The organism is Bradyrhizobium sp. Pha-3 (assembly GCF_042258325.1).
Classification (GTDB): domain Bacteria; phylum Pseudomonadota; class Alphaproteobacteria; order Rhizobiales; family Xanthobacteraceae; genus Bradyrhizobium; species Bradyrhizobium elkanii.
In genome coordinates this window covers 4,091,828-4,107,199 of record NZ_CP170151.1, presented here as the reverse complement: position 1 = coordinate 4,107,199, position 15,372 = coordinate 4,091,828, and the positions used below count along the sequence as shown (strand labels likewise).

The following is a 15,372-nucleotide window of genomic DNA, read 5'->3' as shown; positions in this document are numbered from 1 at the left end:
ATCTCCTCAACGCCCCCAGACTCCAGCAAATCCGGGCATTTCAGGTCTTTTTCGATGCAAGATCACACGCCGCCTGCCTCTCTCGAAAACGCTATCGCACTGCAAAAATACGGTGTCGGACAGCCTGTTCGACGAAAGGAGGACGACACCCTGGTGCGCGGCAAGGGCAAATACACCGACGATTTCTCGCTGCCCGGCCAGGCCACTTGCTGGATGGTTCGCTCCTCCCATGCCCATGGACTCATCAAGGGCATCGATACGGCGGCGGCCAAGGCGATGCCGGGCGTGCTCGGGGTTTGGACCGGCGCCGACCTCGCGGCCGCCGGCTACAACCCCTTCACTTGCGGCTTGCCGCTGAAGAACCGCGACGGCTCGCCGCTCAAGCAGACCAACCGCCCCGCGCTCGTGACCGACAAGGTGCGCTTCGTCGGCGATCCCGTGGCCTTCGTGGTCGCGGAAACCGCGGCGCAGGCTCGCGACGCGGCCGAGGCCGTGGAGGTCGATATCGAACCGCTGCCGGCGGTGACCGACGCGGCCGAAGCCGCCAGGCCCGGCGCACCGCAGCTCTATGACGACATCCCCGATAACGTCGCGCTCGACTATCACTATGGCGACACCGCCAAGATCGAGGCGGCGTTCGCCGGCGCGGCGCACGTCACCAAGCTCGACATCGTCAACACCCGCGTTGCCGTGGTCTCGATGGAGCCGCGCGTCGCCCTCGCGCATTACGACAAGAAAACCGAACGTTTCACGCTGCAGGTGCCGACCCAGGGCGTCTCGGGCAACAAGGCGATCCTGGCGCGCCTGCTCAACGTGCCCGCCGACAAGGTCCGCATCCTCACCGGCAATGTCGGCGGCTCGTTCGGGATGAAGAACCTCAACTATCCCGAATACACCTGCATTGCGCATGCGGCGCGTGAGCTCGGCCGCCCGGTGAAGTGGCTGGACGAGCGCTCGACCAGCTTCCTCTCCGACAGCCAGGGCCGCGCGCAGCTGATCCATGCCGAGCTCGCGCTCGATGCCGACGGCAAGTTCCTCGCGGTGCGGCTGTCCGGCTACGGCAATCTCGGCGCCTACATCACCGGCGTCGCGCCGGGCCCGCTGTCGCTCAACACCGGCAAGAACCTCGCCAGCGTCTATCGCACGCCGCTGCTCGGCGTCGACATCAAGACTGTCCTGACCAACACCACGCTGATGGGCGCCTATCGCGGCGCCGGCCGGCCCGAGGCCAACTACTACATGGAGCGGCTGATCGATGCCGCCGCCGACGAGATGGGCATCAACCGCTTCACGCTGCGCAAGCGCAACTTCATCAAGCCGTCGCAGCTGCCGTTTCCGGCGGCCTCCGGCGTCACCTATGACAGCGGCGATTTCACCGGCGTGTTCCAGAAGGCGCTGGAGATCTCCGACTACGAGAACTTCGCCAAGCGCAAGAAGGAAAGCAAGAAGAGCGGCAAGCTGCGCGGCATCGCCGTCGGCTCCTATCTCGAGGTCACCGCGCCGCCGAGCGGCGAGCTCGGCAAGATCAGCTTCGGGCCCGACGGATCGGTGAAGCTCACCACCGGCACGCTGGATTACGGCCAGGGCCACGCCACGCCGTTCGCGCAGGTGCTGTCCGACCAGCTCGGCGTCCCCTTCGAGAAGATCACGCTCGAACAGGGCGACAGCGATCTGGTGCGCTTCGGCAACGGCACCGGCGGCTCGCGCTCGATCACCGCAACCGGCCAGGCGATCGTCGAGGCTTCCGCGCTGGTGGTCGAGAAGGGCAAGAAGGCCGCCGCGCATATGCTGGAGGCCTCCGAGGCCGACATCGAATTCGGCGCCGGCCGCTTCACCATCGCGGGCACCGACCGCTCGATCGGCATCATGGAGCTCGCCGAGCGGATGCGCGCCGGCAAGATGCCCGAGGGCACGCCGGAGACGCTCGACGTCGATCACGCCACCAAGGAGACGGCGTCGACCTTCCCGAACGGCTGCCACGTCGCCGAGGTCGAGATCGATCCCGACACCGGCGTGACGCGGATCGTGCGCTACTCCGCGGTCAACGATTTCGGCGTCGTGGTCAATCCGATGATCGTCGCGGGCCAGCTGCACGGCGGCGTCGCGCAGGGCATCGGCCAGGCGCTGATGGAGGAAGTCAGCTACGACGCCTCAGGCCAGCCGATCACCGGCTCGTTCATGGACTACGCGCTGCCGCGTGCCGGCGACGTGCCGTCGATGCTGGTCGGCGATCATCCCTCGCCGGCAAAATCCAACCCGCTCGGCACCAAGGGCTGCGGCGAGGCCGGCTGCGCCGGCAGCCTCGTCTGCATCGTCAACGCCGTGGTCGACGCGCTGTCGGAGTACGGCATCAAGCACATCAATATGCCGCTGACGCCGGAACGCGTCTGGCGCGCGATCCAGGACGCCAAGGCGAAGGCGGCATAAGGCAACCTGCAACCACCACACCACTGTCATCACCCGCGAAAGCGGGTGATCCAGTATTCCAGAGACGCCAGCGATAGAGCCGAGAGGCCGCGGCGTACTGGATACCCCGCATGCGCGGGGTATGACACCTGCGGCGTGGGGACGACGTGCCCCTTCCCTATGCCGCGGCCTGCTCGCGCGGCTGGGTGATCGCGATGTGCCAGCAATGCGCGAGCGGCACACCGTTGCCGAGCACCAGCGCATCGAGCTCGACGAAGCGGTGGCCCTTCTTGTCGTAACTGCCCGTCACCTTGGCGCGCGCGGTCAGCTCGTCGCCGATCTTGCCCGCCGACAGCAGCTGCATGCGGGTGCCGACATGGATCCAGGGCCCGAGGATCGCATTGTCGACCAGGACCTTGTTCATCACCCGCGGCAGCAGGCCGGGATGGCCGAGACCTTCGCGTAAGTAGATCGGGTCGGTCTCCCTGATATCGGCGAGATACTCCTTCGCGGCATCGCCCGACCAGTCGCGCGGGATGGTGCCGAGCCACTTGCCCTCTTCATAGGACGACGCGCTGACCGGCTTGCGCTCGGCGACCGCGGCGACCTGCTTGTAGTCGTCGAGCACGAATTTCGGCGCGGATGCCGGCAGCGATGCCGTGCCGGTGGCGCAGAGCTCGCCGCGGCTGTGGAGCTCGATCGTCAGCCCATTGCCGGTCTCCTGTCCCGTCAATTCCGCGATCTCGCCGTCATAGACCGGCTTCACGAAGCGCGCCTCGATCAGGCCGCGCGCGAGGAAATCGCGGCCCCATTTCTCGACCGGCAGATGCATCATGTAGGCCATCACGTCGACGCCTGGCACCAGTCCGCCGGAAAAGCCGAACTTCCGCGCCACCGTGTCGTCGTGGATCTTGTTTTCCGAGAGCTTTGAAGTGTTGTAGGCCGAGACGCGGTAGGTCAGCGAAGCCGTCTTCGAATCCATGGGGTTTCCCCTTATTTCCGTTGTTTTTCTCAGGCAATCGTAGTCGAACCGGGCAGCCTGACAAGCCTCTCGTTTTGCTCGCAATTTTCCGCCCGATGGAGTACACGCAGGCCGCGCCTGCCAACCTTGGAATCGATGACTGAAACCCCTGCCCCCACCCGCATCTATGTCGACGCCGACGCCTGCCCGGTGAAGGACGAGATCTATCGCGTCGCGATCCGGCACGGCGTGCCCGTCAGCGTGGTCGCGGGCAGTTTCATCCGCGTGCCGCAGGATCCGCTGATCGAGCGCATCGCCGCAGGTTCCGGCATGGATGCGGCCGACGACTGGATCGCGGAACGCGCGCGTGAGGGCGACATCGTGATAACAGCCGACATCCCGCTGGCGAGCCGCTGCGTCAAGGCCGGCGCCGATGTGATCGCACCGAACGGCAAGCCGTTCACGGAGCAGTCGATCGGCATGACGCTCGCGGTGCGCAACCTGATGACCGATCTGCGCTCGTCGGGCGAGATCACCGGCGGGCCGAAATCATACTCGCCGCGCGACCGCTCGACCTTCCTGTCGACGCTCGACCAGACCATCCGCCGCATCCAGCGCCGCCGCGCCGAGCAGGCGCAGGCGAGCCAGCAGGGTTAGCGCGATGGCTCCGCCTCCTCTCATCCAGCTCAAGGACATCAGCCTGACCTTTGGCGGCACGCCGCTGCTGTCAGGCGTCGAGCTGTCGATCTCCGCGGGCGAGCACGTCTGCCTGATCGGCCGCAATGGCTCCGGCAAGTCGACCCTGCTGCGGATCGCGGCCGGCCTGGTCGAGCCGGACGCAGGCAGCCGCTTCGTGCAGCCCGGCGCCACCATCCGCTATCTGCCGCAAGAGCCGGACTTCGGCGACCACAAGACGACGCTGGCCTATGTCGAGGCCGGCCTCGGCCCCGGCGACGACCACTACCAGGCGCGCTATCTGCTCGAGCAGCTCGGCCTCAGCGGCGAGGAAGATCCGGCGCATGTCTCCGGCGGTGAGGCGCGCCGTGCGGCGCTGGCCCGCGTGCTGGCGCCCTCGCCCGATATCCTGCTGCTGGACGAGCCGACCAACCATCTCGACCTGCCGACCATCGAATGGCTCGAGGGCGAACTGGAAAGCCGGCGCTGCGCGCTGGTGCTGATCAGCCATGACCGCCGTTTCCTCACCAATTTGTCGCGCACCACGGCCTGGCTCGACCGCGGCCAGATCCGGCAGATCGAGCGCGGCTTCGGCGCCTTCGAGGCGTGGCGTGACGAGGTGCTGGCGGAGGAAGAGCGCGAGCAGCACAAGCTCGACCGCAAGATCGTCAACGAGGAGCACTGGCTGCGCTACGGCGTCTCCGGCCGCCGCAAGCGCAACGTCAAGCGGCTCGGCAATCTCTTCGCGCTGCGCGACCAGCGCCGCAACTATCGCGGCACCACCGGCAATGCCACGCTCGCCGCCGCCGAAGCCGAAAAGTCCGGCCGCCTGGTGATCGAGGCCAAGAACATCGTGAAGGCCTATGGCGAGCGCAAGATCGTCGACGGCTTCTCGACCCGGATCCAGCGCGGCGACCGGCTCGGCATCGTCGGTCCCAACGGCGCCGGCAAGACCACGCTGGTGCATCTTCTGATCGGCAACGATCCGCCGGACTCCGGTTCGGTGCGGCTCGGCGCCAATATCGAAATGGCGACGCTCGACCAGCATCGCGAAAGTCTCGACCCGAAGCTGACGCTGGCCGAGGCTCTGACCGGCGGCCGCGGCGATCACGTCATGGTCGGCGACAAGTCGAAGCACGTGATCGGCTACATGAAGGACTTCCTGTTCGCGCAGGAGCAGCGCGGCACGCCGCTCGAAGCGCTCTCCGGCGGCGAACGCGGCCGCCTGATGCTGGCGCGCGCGCTGGCCAAGCCGTCGAACCTTTTGATCCTGGACGAGCCGACCAACGACCTCGACCTCGAAACCCTCGACGTGCTCGAGGACATGCTCGGCGATTACGAGGGCACGGTGATCCTGATCAGCCACGACCGTGATTTCCTCGACCGCGTGGTGACGTCGGTGATCGTGCCCGAAGGCCAGGGACGCTGGATCGAATATGCCGGCGGCTATTCCGACATGCTGGCGCAGCGTGGCGCCGACGTGAAGCGCGAGACGGTGAAGGCGGATGCCCCGACCGAAGAGAAGAAGGAAGCCAGGGTCGCGGCGCCCGAAGCGGCACCGAGGCGCCGGCTGAGCTTCAACGAGAAGCACGCGCTGGAAACCTTGCCGAAGACCATCGACAAGCTGCACACCGAGATCGCCAAGCAGCAGAAGCTGCTCGACGATCCCGATCTCTATACGAAGGATCGCAAGACATTCGACGCCGCCTCGGCGGCGATCGCAAAGGCGCAGCAAGAGCTCGCCGCCGCCGAGGACCGCTGGCTCGAACTCGAAGTGCTGCGCGAAGAGATCGAACAGGCGTAATTTGTAGGATGGGTAAGAAGGACAGACCATGACCACGCCCCTCGCCGCCAAGATCGCCAAGGAATACGGCACGCCCTGCGCCGTGATCGACATGGACCGGGTCGAGCGCAACATCGCGCGCATCCAGAAGGCCTGCGACCAAGCCGGCGTCGCCAACCGTCCGCACATCAAGACGCACAAGAACCCGATGCTGGCACAGCTGCAGATCAAGGCCGGCGCCAAGGGCATCACCTGCCAGAAGCTCGGCGAGGCCGAGATCATGGCGGACGCTGGCATCGACAACATCCTGATCAGCTACAATCTGCTCGGCGACGAGAAGATGGCACGGCTCGGCGCGCTGCAAGCAAAGGCCAACGTCACTGTCGCCGCCGACAATTCCGTCGTCGTCGGCGACCTGCCGAAGGCCGCAGCCGCCTCCGGCCGCCCGCTCTCGGTCGTGGTCGAATGCGACACCGGCCGCAAGCGCGCCGGCGTCGAGACCCCGGCCGAGGCGATCGCGCTGGCGCGGGAGATCGCGGCCTCCGAGGGCCTCACCTTCGCGGGCTTCATGCTGTATCCGACCGAGACCGGCTGGGCCGAGGCGCAGAAATTCTACGACGAGGCGCTGGCCGGCGTTCGCGCCCACGGCCTCGACGCGACAATCGTCTCGACCGGCGGCACGCCGAACCTGAAGAATCTCGGCAAGCTGAAGGGCGGCACCGAGCACCGCTTCGGCACCTACATCTACAACGACCGCATGCAGGTCGCGGCCGGCGTCGCGACCTGGGACGATTGCGCGCTGCATATCTATTCCACCGTCGTCAGCCGCGCCGGCCCGGAGCGCGGCATCCTCGATGCCGGCTCGAAGACGCTGACCTCCGACACCGGCGGCCTCGAAGGCCACGGCCTGATCCTCGAACATCCCGAGGCCAGGATCGCGCGCTTTGCCGAGGAGCATGGCTTTCTCGACCTCTCCCGCAGCAACACGCGGCCCAATGTCGGCGACGTGGTGCGGATCGTGCCCAATCACGTCTGCGTCGTCGTCAACATGATGGACGAGGTCGTGATGGTGCGCGGTGACGAGATCATCGGTACGTTGCCGGTGACGGCGCGCGGGAAGTTGCGCTAGCCGCATCCAGCGACCTCGTAGGATGGGTAGAGCGCAGCGAAACCCATCATGCTTCCGCGCAGATGAAAGGTGATGGGTTTCGTTTCGCTCTACCCATCCTACGTATTTAGCCGTGCATCAGCGCCTGCAGTTCGCGGTCCAGCGCTGCGCGAAACACCTCGATCGGCCGCGCTAGGCGGCCGGCCGGCGGGCGATGCACGATCCAGGCGCGCACCGCGGGATTGAAATCGGTGATCTTCACGGCCTTGAGCCGGCTGCGGATCGGGCTTCGTTTCAGCGCCACCGGCGTCACGAGGCCGATGCCGAGCCCGCGCGCCACCAGCGACAGGCGCAGCTCGCTGTCGAGAGCCTCGACCGCGATGTTGAACGGCAGATGCGCCGCATCGAAATGACGCTTCAGCGTCTGGCGAAAGCCGCAGCCGTCCTGGTTGATCACCCATCCGGTCCGCGACAGCCATTCGATATCGACCGACTTCGGCGTCTTCATGTCGCGCGCGACGACGAACACCACCGGCTGCGCGCCGAGGTCGGAGGCCACGAGATCGTCGGGCGGCGCCGTGCCGTCAGGAAGGCAGATCGCCGCGGCATCGAGCTCGTTGCGGCTGACCCGCTCCATGTGGTTGGGCGACCAGCCCGAGACGACGCGCACCGCCAGTGCCGGAAATTCGCCGCGCACCGCGTCGAGCGGTCCGGTGAGCCCCGCCTCCGACAAAAACGGCGTCAGGCCGAGCCTGAACTCGCCGCGCACCACGCCGTCATTGGCGACGCCTGACTTGAGGTCGTCGAGCATGCGCAGCAGCCGGCGGCCCTGCTCATAGGCCTCGATTCCCGCCGCCGTCGGCTTCAGCGGCTTGGAGAGCCGGTCGAGCAGCTGCGCGCCGAGCATCTCCTCGAGATTCTGGATCCGCCGCGTCACGCCGGGCTGGGTCAGGTTCAGCCGTGCTGAGGCCGCGACGATCGATCCGGTCTCGACCACGGCGACGAACGCCACGAGATCATGGGTATTCATAACAATCTCGCATATTCTTCATCATCTTATTTGAATTGTAGCATATTAGGCCCATCCCCTAAAGGGGGCCTCGCCACTCCATCGCGAGGCCCCATGACCATCTCCGAAGCCACCAAACTCTCCCCGGCGCGCACCGTCGCCGTGCGTCCCCTGATCTGGACCGGCGCCATCACGACCGGCACCGTCGTCACCAATCTCTTTGCGCCGCAAATCCTCGTTGGCCTGATGGGCCGCTCGCTCGGCATGACCGCGCTAGAGGCCGGCCTGATCTCGACGCTGACCCTGCTCGGATACGCGCTCGGGCTGCTGCTGCTGGTGCCGCTGGTCGACCTCATCGAGAACAAGCGGCTGATCCTGCGGACGCTGGCCTGCGCCATCGTGGCGGCGATCGGCACCGCGATGGCGCCGACGCCGTTGATCCTGCTCGCCGCCACCTTCATCCTCGGCGCCTCCTGCGCCGCGATCCAGATGGTGGTGCCGCTGGTAGCGTCGATGGTGCCGCCGGAGCGCCGGGGACAGGCGATCGGCGATGTCATGAGCGGCCTGATGATCGGCATCCTGCTGTCGCGGCCGATGGCGAGCCGGATCGCGGACAGCTGGAACTGGCGCGGCTACTATGTCACCTCAGCCGTGCTGATGACGGTGCTCGCCGCAGCACTTGCGCGCACGCTGCCGACGCTGCAGCCGGCGGCGAAGGTCAGCTACGGCGCGCTGCTGCGTTCGTTCCCGACCCTGCTGCGCGAGGAGCCGGTGCTGCGCGTCCGGTCGTGGACCGCGGCGCTGGTGATGGCCTCGTTCACCGCGTTCTGGGCCGCCGTCGCGCTGCGCCTGCCGGATGCGCCGTTCAAGCTCGACGCCAGGGGGATCGCGCTGTTCGCGCTGATCGGCGTTGCCGGCGCTGTCGCGACACCGCTGGCCGGCCGCTGGGGCGACCGTGGCCTGGCGCGGCCGATGCTGATCGGCTCACACCTCCTGATATCGACATCGCTCGCGCTGTGCGCTTGGGCCGGCGTACTGGAGTCGCGGATTGCAGCACTCGTCGCGCTGAGCCTCGGCACCATCCTGCTCGATCTCGGCATCACCACCGACCAGACGCTCGGCCGCCGCGCCGTCAACCTGCTGCGCCCCGAGGCGCGCGGCCGGATCAACGGGCTGTTCGTGGCGCTGTTCTTCATCGGCGGCGCGGTCGGCGCGGCAGCGGCATCCGCGGCGTGGAGCATTGGTGGATGGACCGCGGTGTGTGCGGTGGCTGCGGTGTTCAGCGTGCTCGGCCTAATCACGGACATCGCGACGAAGACGGGATCGGAGTGAGTGGCATCGCGTAGGATGGGTAGAGCGCAGCGAAACCCATCATGTCTCCGCGCGGTAGAAAGTCGATGGGTTTCGCTTCGCTCTACCCATCCTACGAAGCTACGATTTCTGCACGAACCATCGTAACGCTCCCTTCCCGGCGGCCACGCCCGTTGCAAACGACGCCTGCAACAGATAGCCGCCGGTCGGCGCTTCCCAATCGAGCATCTCACCGGCGGCGAAAACGCCGGGCAGCCGCCGCAGCATGAACTGCGCGTCGAGTTCGTCGAACCTGATCCCGCCGGCGCTCGAGATCGCGCGTGCGATCGGCGCCACGCCGGTGATCCGGATCGGCACCGCATTGATCAGTTCGGCCAATTCGGCGGGCGGCAGCGCGGCCAGCGACCGGCCGGAGGCGACTGCTGCCTCCTGCAACAAACCGATGCCGACCGGCGAAAGCTGCGCGGCCTTGCGCAGGAAGTTCGACAAGGATTGCTTGCCCTTCGGCGCCGACAGACGCGCGACCAGTTGGTCGCGCGCGGCATCGGGCCGCAACGCCACCGTCAGTGTCGCCGTTCCCTTCGCGAGCACCGCCTCGCGCAATTCCGCCGACAGCGCATAGATGGCGCCGCCCTCGATGCCGGCGCGGGTGACGATCGCCTCGCCGCGCACGGTATCCGGACCAATCGTGAGCGCGACACCCTTGAGCGGCTGGCCCTCGAACCGGTCGCGGAAGATATTCGACCACGCAACCGTGAAGCCGGAATTGGCTGGCTTGATCTGCGCCACGGCAACGCCCTTTGCGGCGAGGATATCCGCCCAGGCGCCGTCCGAGCCGAGCCGCGGCCAGCTTGCGCCGCCGAGCGCAAGCACGGCTGCATCGGCCTTGACTGTGCGCTGGCCCTCCGGCGTCTCGAACAGCAGTCCCCCGCGCGCGTCCCATCCAACCCAGCGGTGCCGGAATGCGAACGCAACGCCCGCGGCATCGAGCCGCCGTAGCCAGGCGCGCAGCAGGGGCGATGCCTTGAACGCCTTGGGGAATACGCGGCCGCTGCTGCCGACAAATGTCGGCTGCCCCAGCGCCTCGCTCCAGGCCCGCAACGCGTCGGGTGGAAATGCCTCGACCGCAGCCTTCAGACGCGGCAGCGCCTCGCGATAGCGCGCAAGGAAATCCGGCAGCGGTTCAGAGTGGGTGAGATTGAGCCCGCCACGGCCGGCCATCAGGAATTTGCGGCCGGCCGACGGCATCGCGTCGTAGACAGTGACTTGTGCGCCACTTTGCGCGAGCACCTCCGCCGCCATCAGGCCGGCAGGTCCGGCTCCGATGACGGCGACGGTCATGCTCAGAGCTTGATCCCGGCCCGCGCGGCGGCCTGGGCGACATACTTCTGCGTCTGCTCGAACGCGCCCTGCAGCGCCTTCGCGGTCGACATGTCGCTGATCGCGTTGAAGTGCGCGGCGACGCCGTCCGGCGTCCATTCGGACTGCGGCAGGTTGACGCCTTCGGTCTCCAGCACGCGGATCACGGCAAACGAGCCGGCGCCGGCGCCCATGATGGTGCGGGTCGGTGCGTCCTCTGACAGCAGGAATTCGACCGCGGGCGTGATCGCTTCCGGCTTCATCAGCGCCAGCGCCTGCGGCGGCAGCAGTTCCGCGGTCATGCGGGTTGCAGCCGTCGGCGAGATGGTGTTGACCTTGATGTTGTTCTTGCGGCCCTCTTCGGCGAGCACGTTCATCAGGCCGACCATGCCGGCCTTCGCCGCGCCGTAATTGGCCTGGCCGAAATTGCCGAACAGGCCGGACGACGAGGTCGTCAGCACGATGCGGCCGTAATTGCGCTCGCGCATGCCGGCCCACACCGCCTTGCAGCAGTAGAAGGTGCCGGTGAGATGCACGTCGAGCACCTTGGCCCAGTCGGCAACCTCGAGCTTGGTGAACGACTTGTCGCGCAGGATGCCGGCATTGGCGCACAAGAGATCGACGCTGCCCCATTCCTTGGTGGCGCGCTCGACCATCGCGGTGACCTGCTCGAAGTTCGAGACGTCGGCGCCGTCCGCCATCGCGGTACCGCCGGCTTTCCGGATCTCCTCGACCACGGTCTCGGCCGGCGACAGCGACCCACCGGTGCCGTCGCGCGCGCCGCCGAAATCGTTGACCACCACCTTGGCACCGCGGCTGGCGAGCCCCAGCGCATGCGCCCGTCCGAGACCATTGCCCGCGCCGGTGACGATAGCGACGCGTCCGTCAAACCTGATTGCCATGCTTGTCATTCCTGCTCTGACTTCCCTGCTCCCCTTGTGGGAGAATGTGGCGCGCGCGAGCGCGCCGGATGAGGGTTCTCTCCACGGATGAGCACGCGGAGAGAGACCCCTCACCCGGCTTCATCTCGCTCCGCTCGATTTCGCCACCCTCTCCCACAAGGGGAGAGGGTGCATGCCCGAGCGGCATGAAAAGGTTGGGGACTTTTGAGCAGCGATGGATGGCCGGGTCAAGCCCGGCCGAGACTGGCCGAAGCGGCCACCGGTTGCGCTAGACCGAAGGGGTCATCGACCCGCAGGGTTTCAGGCTTTTGAGCAGATGCCCGCTCCAGCACTCGTGATGCTCTTGAGCGTAGCTAATCGCGCCAATCACAATCAAGGCGACTACGACAATTCCGGCGACGATGTTTTGCACCATGGCTGCCACTCCCGGGACCGCACCGCCTAAAGCGGGCATCATGGACACCATGGAACACAGCCGTCAATGCGCTACATAGGCCAGAGCAGCGCACCGCATAAAAAACCGATCGGGGTGGCTCGCCCCACCTCCCCCGCTTGCGGGAGAGGTGGCGCAACCCTTCGCGATTGCAACACAACCGCGTCTCGTGACCGTTAGCTGAAATAGATCAGGCCGAGCCAGTCGGCGACCAGCGCGGGCTTTTCCTCGCCTTCGATCTCGACCGTGACGTTGGTGCGCGACAACAACTCCTTCGGCTTGCGCAGCGTGGCTTCGGCCAGCACGAAGCGGCCGCGGACGCGTTTGCCCGAGCGCACCGGCGAGATGAACCGCAGCTTGTCGAAGCCGTAATTGACGCCCATCGCGGTGCCCTCGAGCACCGGCATCACCTCGTAGGACATGATCGACATCAGCGACATCGTGAGAAAGCCATGGGCGATCGTGGTGCCGAAGGCGGTCTCCTTCCTGGCGCGCTCGGGATCGACATGGATGAACTGGTGATCCTCGATCACGTCGGCATAGGTGTCGATGCGGCCCTGATCCAGCAGATGCCACGAGGACACGCCGATCTCCTTGCCGACCATGCCCTGGTAGGTTTCCAGCGACACCGGCGGCTTCTTCCAGACTTCGTTCATTGGCTAACCTCTGCTAACCGGAGGTCCGCACCTTCTGCAGCTCCGGAAATTCTTCCTCGCGGAACTCGACCCCGCGCAACGCATCGCTTCTGACATCGTCATGTTCGAGCCGGCGCAACTGCACGCGACGGATTTTTCCAGAAATCGTCTTGGGCAGTTCGGTGACCAGCTCGATCTTGCGGATGCGTTTAAACGGTGCGAGCCGCGTGTGCAAATGTTGGAAGATCGACAGCGCCGTCTCCGGCGTGCGCTCGACACCGGACACCAGCAGCACATAGGCCTTGGGGACCGCGAGCCGGATCGGGTCCGGGCTCGGCACCACGGCGGCCTCGGCCACCGCATCATGTTCCAGCAGCACGCTTTCCAGCTCGAACGGCGAGATGCGGTAGTCTGACGATTTGAACACGTCGTCGGTGCGGCCGACGAAGGTCAGATAACCCTCGTCATCGGTGAACACGACGTCGCCGCTGCGATAGATCTCGCCGTCGGTGCCGATGAGCTTGCCGTCGTCGCCCTGATAGCCCTGCATCAGGCCGGCCGGGCGGGCGGCGCCGAGCAGCAATGTCACCTCGCCCTCCTTCGCGGGGTGGCCGTCATTGTCGGTGACCTGCACGCGATAGCCCGGCAGCGGCCGGCCCATCGAGCCGACCTTCACCTTCTGTCCCGGCGAGTTGCCGGCCAGCGCGGTGGTTTCGGTCTGGCCGTAGCCGTCGCGGATAGTCAGCCCCCAGGCCGATTTGACCTGGTCGATGATCTCAGGATTGAGCGGCTCGCCAGCGCCGCACACCTCGCGCAGCGAGACCTTGAAGCTCGCAAGGTCCTCCTGGATGAACATCCGCCACACCGTCGGCGGCGCGCACAGCGTGGTGACGCCGCAGCGGCCGATGATCGAGAGCAGTCCTTTCGCCTCGAAGCGTGGCTGGTTCGCGATAAAGATCGTTGCGCCGGCATTCCACGGCGCGAAGAAGCAGCTCCAGGCGTGCTTGGCCCAGCCGGGCGAGGAGATGTTGAGATGAATGTCGCCGGGCTGCAGGCCGATCCAGTACATGGTCGAGAGATGGCCGACCGGATAGCTGCGCTGGCTGTGCCGCACCAGCTTCGGCTTGGCCGTGGTGCCCGAGGTGAAATAGAGCAGCATCGGGTCGTCGGTCTTGGTCGGGCCATCGGGCGCGAATGCGTCGGACTGCTTGGCGGCATCCTCGAACGGCAGCCAGCCGTCCTGCGCCTGCGTCGCGCCGACCACGATGCGGACGAGCTTGTCGCTGCCGAGGCCTGCGAACTTCGCGACCTGATCCTGCGTGGCGACCACCGCCCTCGCCTTGCCGCGGTCGAGCCGGTCGCGCAATTCATCCGCGGTCAAGAGCGTGGTCGCGGGGATCACGACCACGCCGAGTTTCATCGCCGCCAGCATGGTCTCCCACAACGGCACCACATTGCCGAGCAGCAGCAACAGATGATCGCCACGCTTCAGCCCCTGCGCGCGCAGGAAATTTGCAACCTGGTTTGACCGGCGCGACAGCTCGGCGAAGGAAAGCTTGGTCTCGTTGCCGCTGGCGGCATCCACGATCCACAGCGCCGGCCGGTCGCGGCTGTCAGGATTTCGTGCCAGTTCGGCATCGAACCAGTCGAGCGCCCAGTTGAACGGCACCGGATCCGGCCAGCGAAATCCCTTCACCGCGGCATCGTAGTCGGTGCGGTGCTCGAGCAGAAAGGCGCGTGCGTCCTGAAATGTGGTCATCTTCTTCCGAGCCCGTTGATTGGCAACCAGCGTCACCGTCAAGCGTAGCCCGGATGGAGCGAAGCGCAATCCGGGGGCGGTCGCGCCAGTCGATGAAGCAGTCCCGGATTTCGCTGCGCTCCATCCGGGCTACGAGTGAACAGCTACTTTCCAGCGAGGCTCCGAACGTGCTGGATAATTCCGGAAAAGTCGACCCCGCCGTGGCCCGACGCGTCGAAGATCTTATAGATCTCCTGCGCGTGCTTGCCGAGCGGCGTGACCGCGCCGGCGGCATTGGCGGCGTCCTGCGCCAAGGTCAGGTCCTTGACCATCAGGTTGGAAGCAAAGCCCGGCTTGTAGTCGTTGTTGGCCGGCGACGTCGGCACCGGTCCGGGAACCGGGCAATAGGTGGTCAGCGACCAGCACTGTCCCGACGAGGTCGAGGCGACGTCGAACAGCGCCTGGTGCGACAGGCCGAGCTTCTCGGCCAGCACGAAGGCCTCGCCGACCGCGATCATGGAAATGCCGAGGATCATGTTGTTGCAGATCTTGGCCGCCTGCCCTGCACCGCCCGCGCCGCAATGCACGATCTTCTTGCCCATGTTGGCGAGCATCGGCTGGGCCGCCGCGAAGGCTTTGTCCTCACCGCCGCACATGAAGGTCAGCGTCGCGCCCTTGGCGCCGCCGGTGCCGCCGGAGACCGGGGCATCGACCGAGGCGATGCCGTGCTTGGTGGCCAGTGCATGCGCCTGCTTGGCGCTTTCGACGTCAATCGTCGAGCAGTCGATGATCAGCGCGCCCTTGACCATCGCCGGAAGAACCTCGTTCCAGACGCCGAGCACATGCTTGCCGGCCGGCAGCATGGTGATGACGACATCGGCGCCCTTCACCGCGCCGACGCCGCTCTCGGCGATCGCGGCACCGTCGCTCTTGGCCTGATCGCGGGATGCCGCGACCAGATCGAACGCGGTCACCTTGTGGCCGGCCTTGACCAGATTGGCCGCCATCGGCCCGCCCATATTGCCGAGCCCGATGAATGCGACGTTTGCCAT

At 66.4% G+C, this 15,372-nt stretch carries 13 protein-coding genes; 5 read left to right on the top strand and 8 right to left on the bottom strand.

What is annotated here, in order from left to right; genetic code table 11:
- Nucleotides 1-54 precede the first annotated feature (54 nt).
- Nucleotides 55-2,427: a xanthine dehydrogenase family protein molybdopterin-binding subunit gene (locus tag ACE10X_RS18950; protein WP_038384139.1), complete on the top strand. Its 2,373-nt coding sequence runs from the start codon at nucleotides 55-57 to the stop codon at nucleotides 2,425-2,427.
- A 157-nt stretch (nucleotides 2,428-2,584) separates the two neighbouring features.
- On the opposite strand, the gene ACE10X_RS18945 is transcribed toward ACE10X_RS18950, so the two are convergent.
- Entirely contained in the window at nucleotides 2,585-3,388 is an 804-nt protein-coding gene (locus ACE10X_RS18945; RefSeq protein WP_038384138.1) for a hypothetical protein, read from the bottom strand.
- Nucleotides 3,389-3,523: 135 nt separating this feature from the next.
- On the opposite strand from ACE10X_RS18945, the gene ACE10X_RS18940 reads away from it, so the two are divergent.
- Genes ACE10X_RS18940 through ACE10X_RS18930 form a run of 3 tightly spaced genes read left to right on the top strand, consistent with a single transcriptional unit; the run spans nucleotide 3,524 to nucleotide 6,954 of the window.
- Nucleotides 3,524-4,024 (top strand): YaiI/YqxD family protein, encoded by a 501-nt coding sequence (locus tag ACE10X_RS18940; protein ID WP_038384205.1) that lies wholly within the window; start codon nucleotides 3,524-3,526, stop codon nucleotides 4,022-4,024.
- Nucleotides 4,025-4,028: 4 nt separating this feature from the next.
- Nucleotides 4,029-5,846 carry an ABC-F family ATP-binding cassette domain-containing protein gene (locus ACE10X_RS18935; protein WP_038384137.1) on the top strand — a complete coding sequence of 606 codons (1,818 nt, stop codon included), beginning with the start codon at nucleotides 4,029-4,031 and terminating at the stop codon, nucleotides 5,844-5,846.
- Nucleotides 5,847-5,874: 28 nt separating this feature from the next.
- Nucleotides 5,875-6,954, top strand: coding sequence for a D-TA family PLP-dependent enzyme (locus ACE10X_RS18930; protein ID WP_038384136.1), 1,080 nt, complete (start codon nucleotides 5,875-5,877; stop codon nucleotides 6,952-6,954).
- A gap of 106 nt (nucleotides 6,955-7,060) precedes the next feature.
- Here the strand turns inward: ACE10X_RS18930 and ACE10X_RS18925 are convergent, their stop codons facing one another.
- Nucleotides 7,061-7,963 carry a LysR family transcriptional regulator gene (locus tag ACE10X_RS18925; RefSeq protein WP_038384135.1) on the bottom strand — a complete coding sequence of 301 codons (903 nt, stop codon included), beginning with the start codon at nucleotides 7,961-7,963 and terminating at the stop codon, nucleotides 7,061-7,063.
- 93 nt (nucleotides 7,964-8,056) lie between these two features.
- On the opposite strand from ACE10X_RS18925, the gene ACE10X_RS18920 reads away from it, so the two are divergent.
- Nucleotides 8,057-9,274, top strand: a complete 1,218-nt coding sequence (locus ACE10X_RS18920) for an MFS transporter (protein WP_038384134.1) — start codon at nucleotides 8,057-8,059, stop codon at nucleotides 9,272-9,274.
- A gap of 99 nt (nucleotides 9,275-9,373) precedes the next feature.
- Here the strand turns inward: ACE10X_RS18920 and ACE10X_RS18915 are convergent, their stop codons facing one another.
- The 6 genes from ACE10X_RS18915 to mmsB form a co-directional block, all read right to left on the bottom strand.
- Complete coding sequence (locus ACE10X_RS18915; RefSeq protein WP_080583312.1) at nucleotides 9,374-10,594, bottom strand: TIGR03862 family flavoprotein; 1,221 nt, start codon at nucleotides 10,592-10,594, stop codon at nucleotides 9,374-9,376.
- 2 nt (nucleotides 10,595-10,596) lie between these two features.
- Nucleotides 10,597-11,514, bottom strand: a complete 918-nt coding sequence (locus tag ACE10X_RS18910; protein WP_038384203.1) for an SDR family NAD(P)-dependent oxidoreductase — start codon at nucleotides 11,512-11,514, stop codon at nucleotides 10,597-10,599.
- 268 nt (nucleotides 11,515-11,782) lie between these two features.
- Nucleotides 11,783-11,929, bottom strand: coding sequence for a hypothetical protein (locus tag ACE10X_RS18905; RefSeq protein WP_225159189.1), 147 nt, complete (start codon nucleotides 11,927-11,929; stop codon nucleotides 11,783-11,785).
- Between the two features lie 194 nt (nucleotides 11,930-12,123).
- Nucleotides 12,124-12,603, bottom strand: a complete 480-nt coding sequence (locus tag ACE10X_RS18900; RefSeq protein WP_016846543.1) for a MaoC family dehydratase — start codon at nucleotides 12,601-12,603, stop codon at nucleotides 12,124-12,126.
- Nucleotides 12,604-12,616: 13 nt separating this feature from the next.
- Nucleotides 12,617-14,341: an AMP-binding protein gene (locus tag ACE10X_RS18895; protein ID WP_038384202.1), complete on the bottom strand. Its 1,725-nt coding sequence runs from the start codon at nucleotides 14,339-14,341 to the stop codon at nucleotides 12,617-12,619.
- Nucleotides 14,342-14,484: 143 nt separating this feature from the next.
- Complete coding sequence (gene mmsB / locus ACE10X_RS18890; RefSeq protein ID WP_038384133.1) at nucleotides 14,485-15,372, bottom strand: 3-hydroxyisobutyrate dehydrogenase; 888 nt, start codon at nucleotides 15,370-15,372, stop codon at nucleotides 14,485-14,487.

What these genes read in the sequence shown, in the direction of transcription:
- ACE10X_RS18950 (WP_038384139.1), top strand. Translation starts at nt 55, where the DNA reads ATGCAAGATCACACGCCGCCTGCCTCTCTCGAAAACGCTATCGCACTG.
- ACE10X_RS18945 (WP_038384138.1), bottom strand. Translation starts at nt 3,388, where the DNA reads ATGGATTCGAAGACGGCTTCGCTGACCTACCGCGTCTCGGCCTACAAC.
- ACE10X_RS18940 (WP_038384205.1), top strand. Translation starts at nt 3,524, where the DNA reads ATGACTGAAACCCCTGCCCCCACCCGCATCTATGTCGACGCCGACGCC.
- ACE10X_RS18935 (WP_038384137.1), top strand. Translation starts at nt 4,029, where the DNA reads ATGGCTCCGCCTCCTCTCATCCAGCTCAAGGACATCAGCCTGACCTTT.
- ACE10X_RS18930 (WP_038384136.1), top strand. Translation starts at nt 5,875, where the DNA reads ATGACCACGCCCCTCGCCGCCAAGATCGCCAAGGAATACGGCACGCCC.
- ACE10X_RS18925 (WP_038384135.1), bottom strand. Translation starts at nt 7,963, where the DNA reads ATGAATACCCATGATCTCGTGGCGTTCGTCGCCGTGGTCGAGACCGGA.
- ACE10X_RS18920 (WP_038384134.1), top strand. Translation starts at nt 8,057, where the DNA reads ATGACCATCTCCGAAGCCACCAAACTCTCCCCGGCGCGCACCGTCGCC.
- ACE10X_RS18915 (WP_080583312.1), bottom strand. Translation starts at nt 10,594, where the DNA reads ATGACCGTCGCCGTCATCGGAGCCGGACCTGCCGGCCTGATGGCGGCG.
- ACE10X_RS18910 (WP_038384203.1), bottom strand. Translation starts at nt 11,514, where the DNA reads ATGGCAATCAGGTTTGACGGACGCGTCGCTATCGTCACCGGCGCGGGC.
- ACE10X_RS18905 (WP_225159189.1), bottom strand. Translation starts at nt 11,929, where the DNA reads ATGGTGCAAAACATCGTCGCCGGAATTGTCGTAGTCGCCTTGATTGTG.
- ACE10X_RS18900 (WP_016846543.1), bottom strand. Translation starts at nt 12,603, where the DNA reads ATGAACGAAGTCTGGAAGAAGCCGCCGGTGTCGCTGGAAACCTACCAG.
- ACE10X_RS18895 (WP_038384202.1), bottom strand. Translation starts at nt 14,341, where the DNA reads ATGACCACATTTCAGGACGCACGCGCCTTTCTGCTCGAGCACCGCACC.
- mmsB (WP_038384133.1), bottom strand. Translation starts at nt 15,372, where the DNA reads ATGGCAAACGTCGCATTCATCGGGCTCGGCAATATGGGCGGGCCGATG.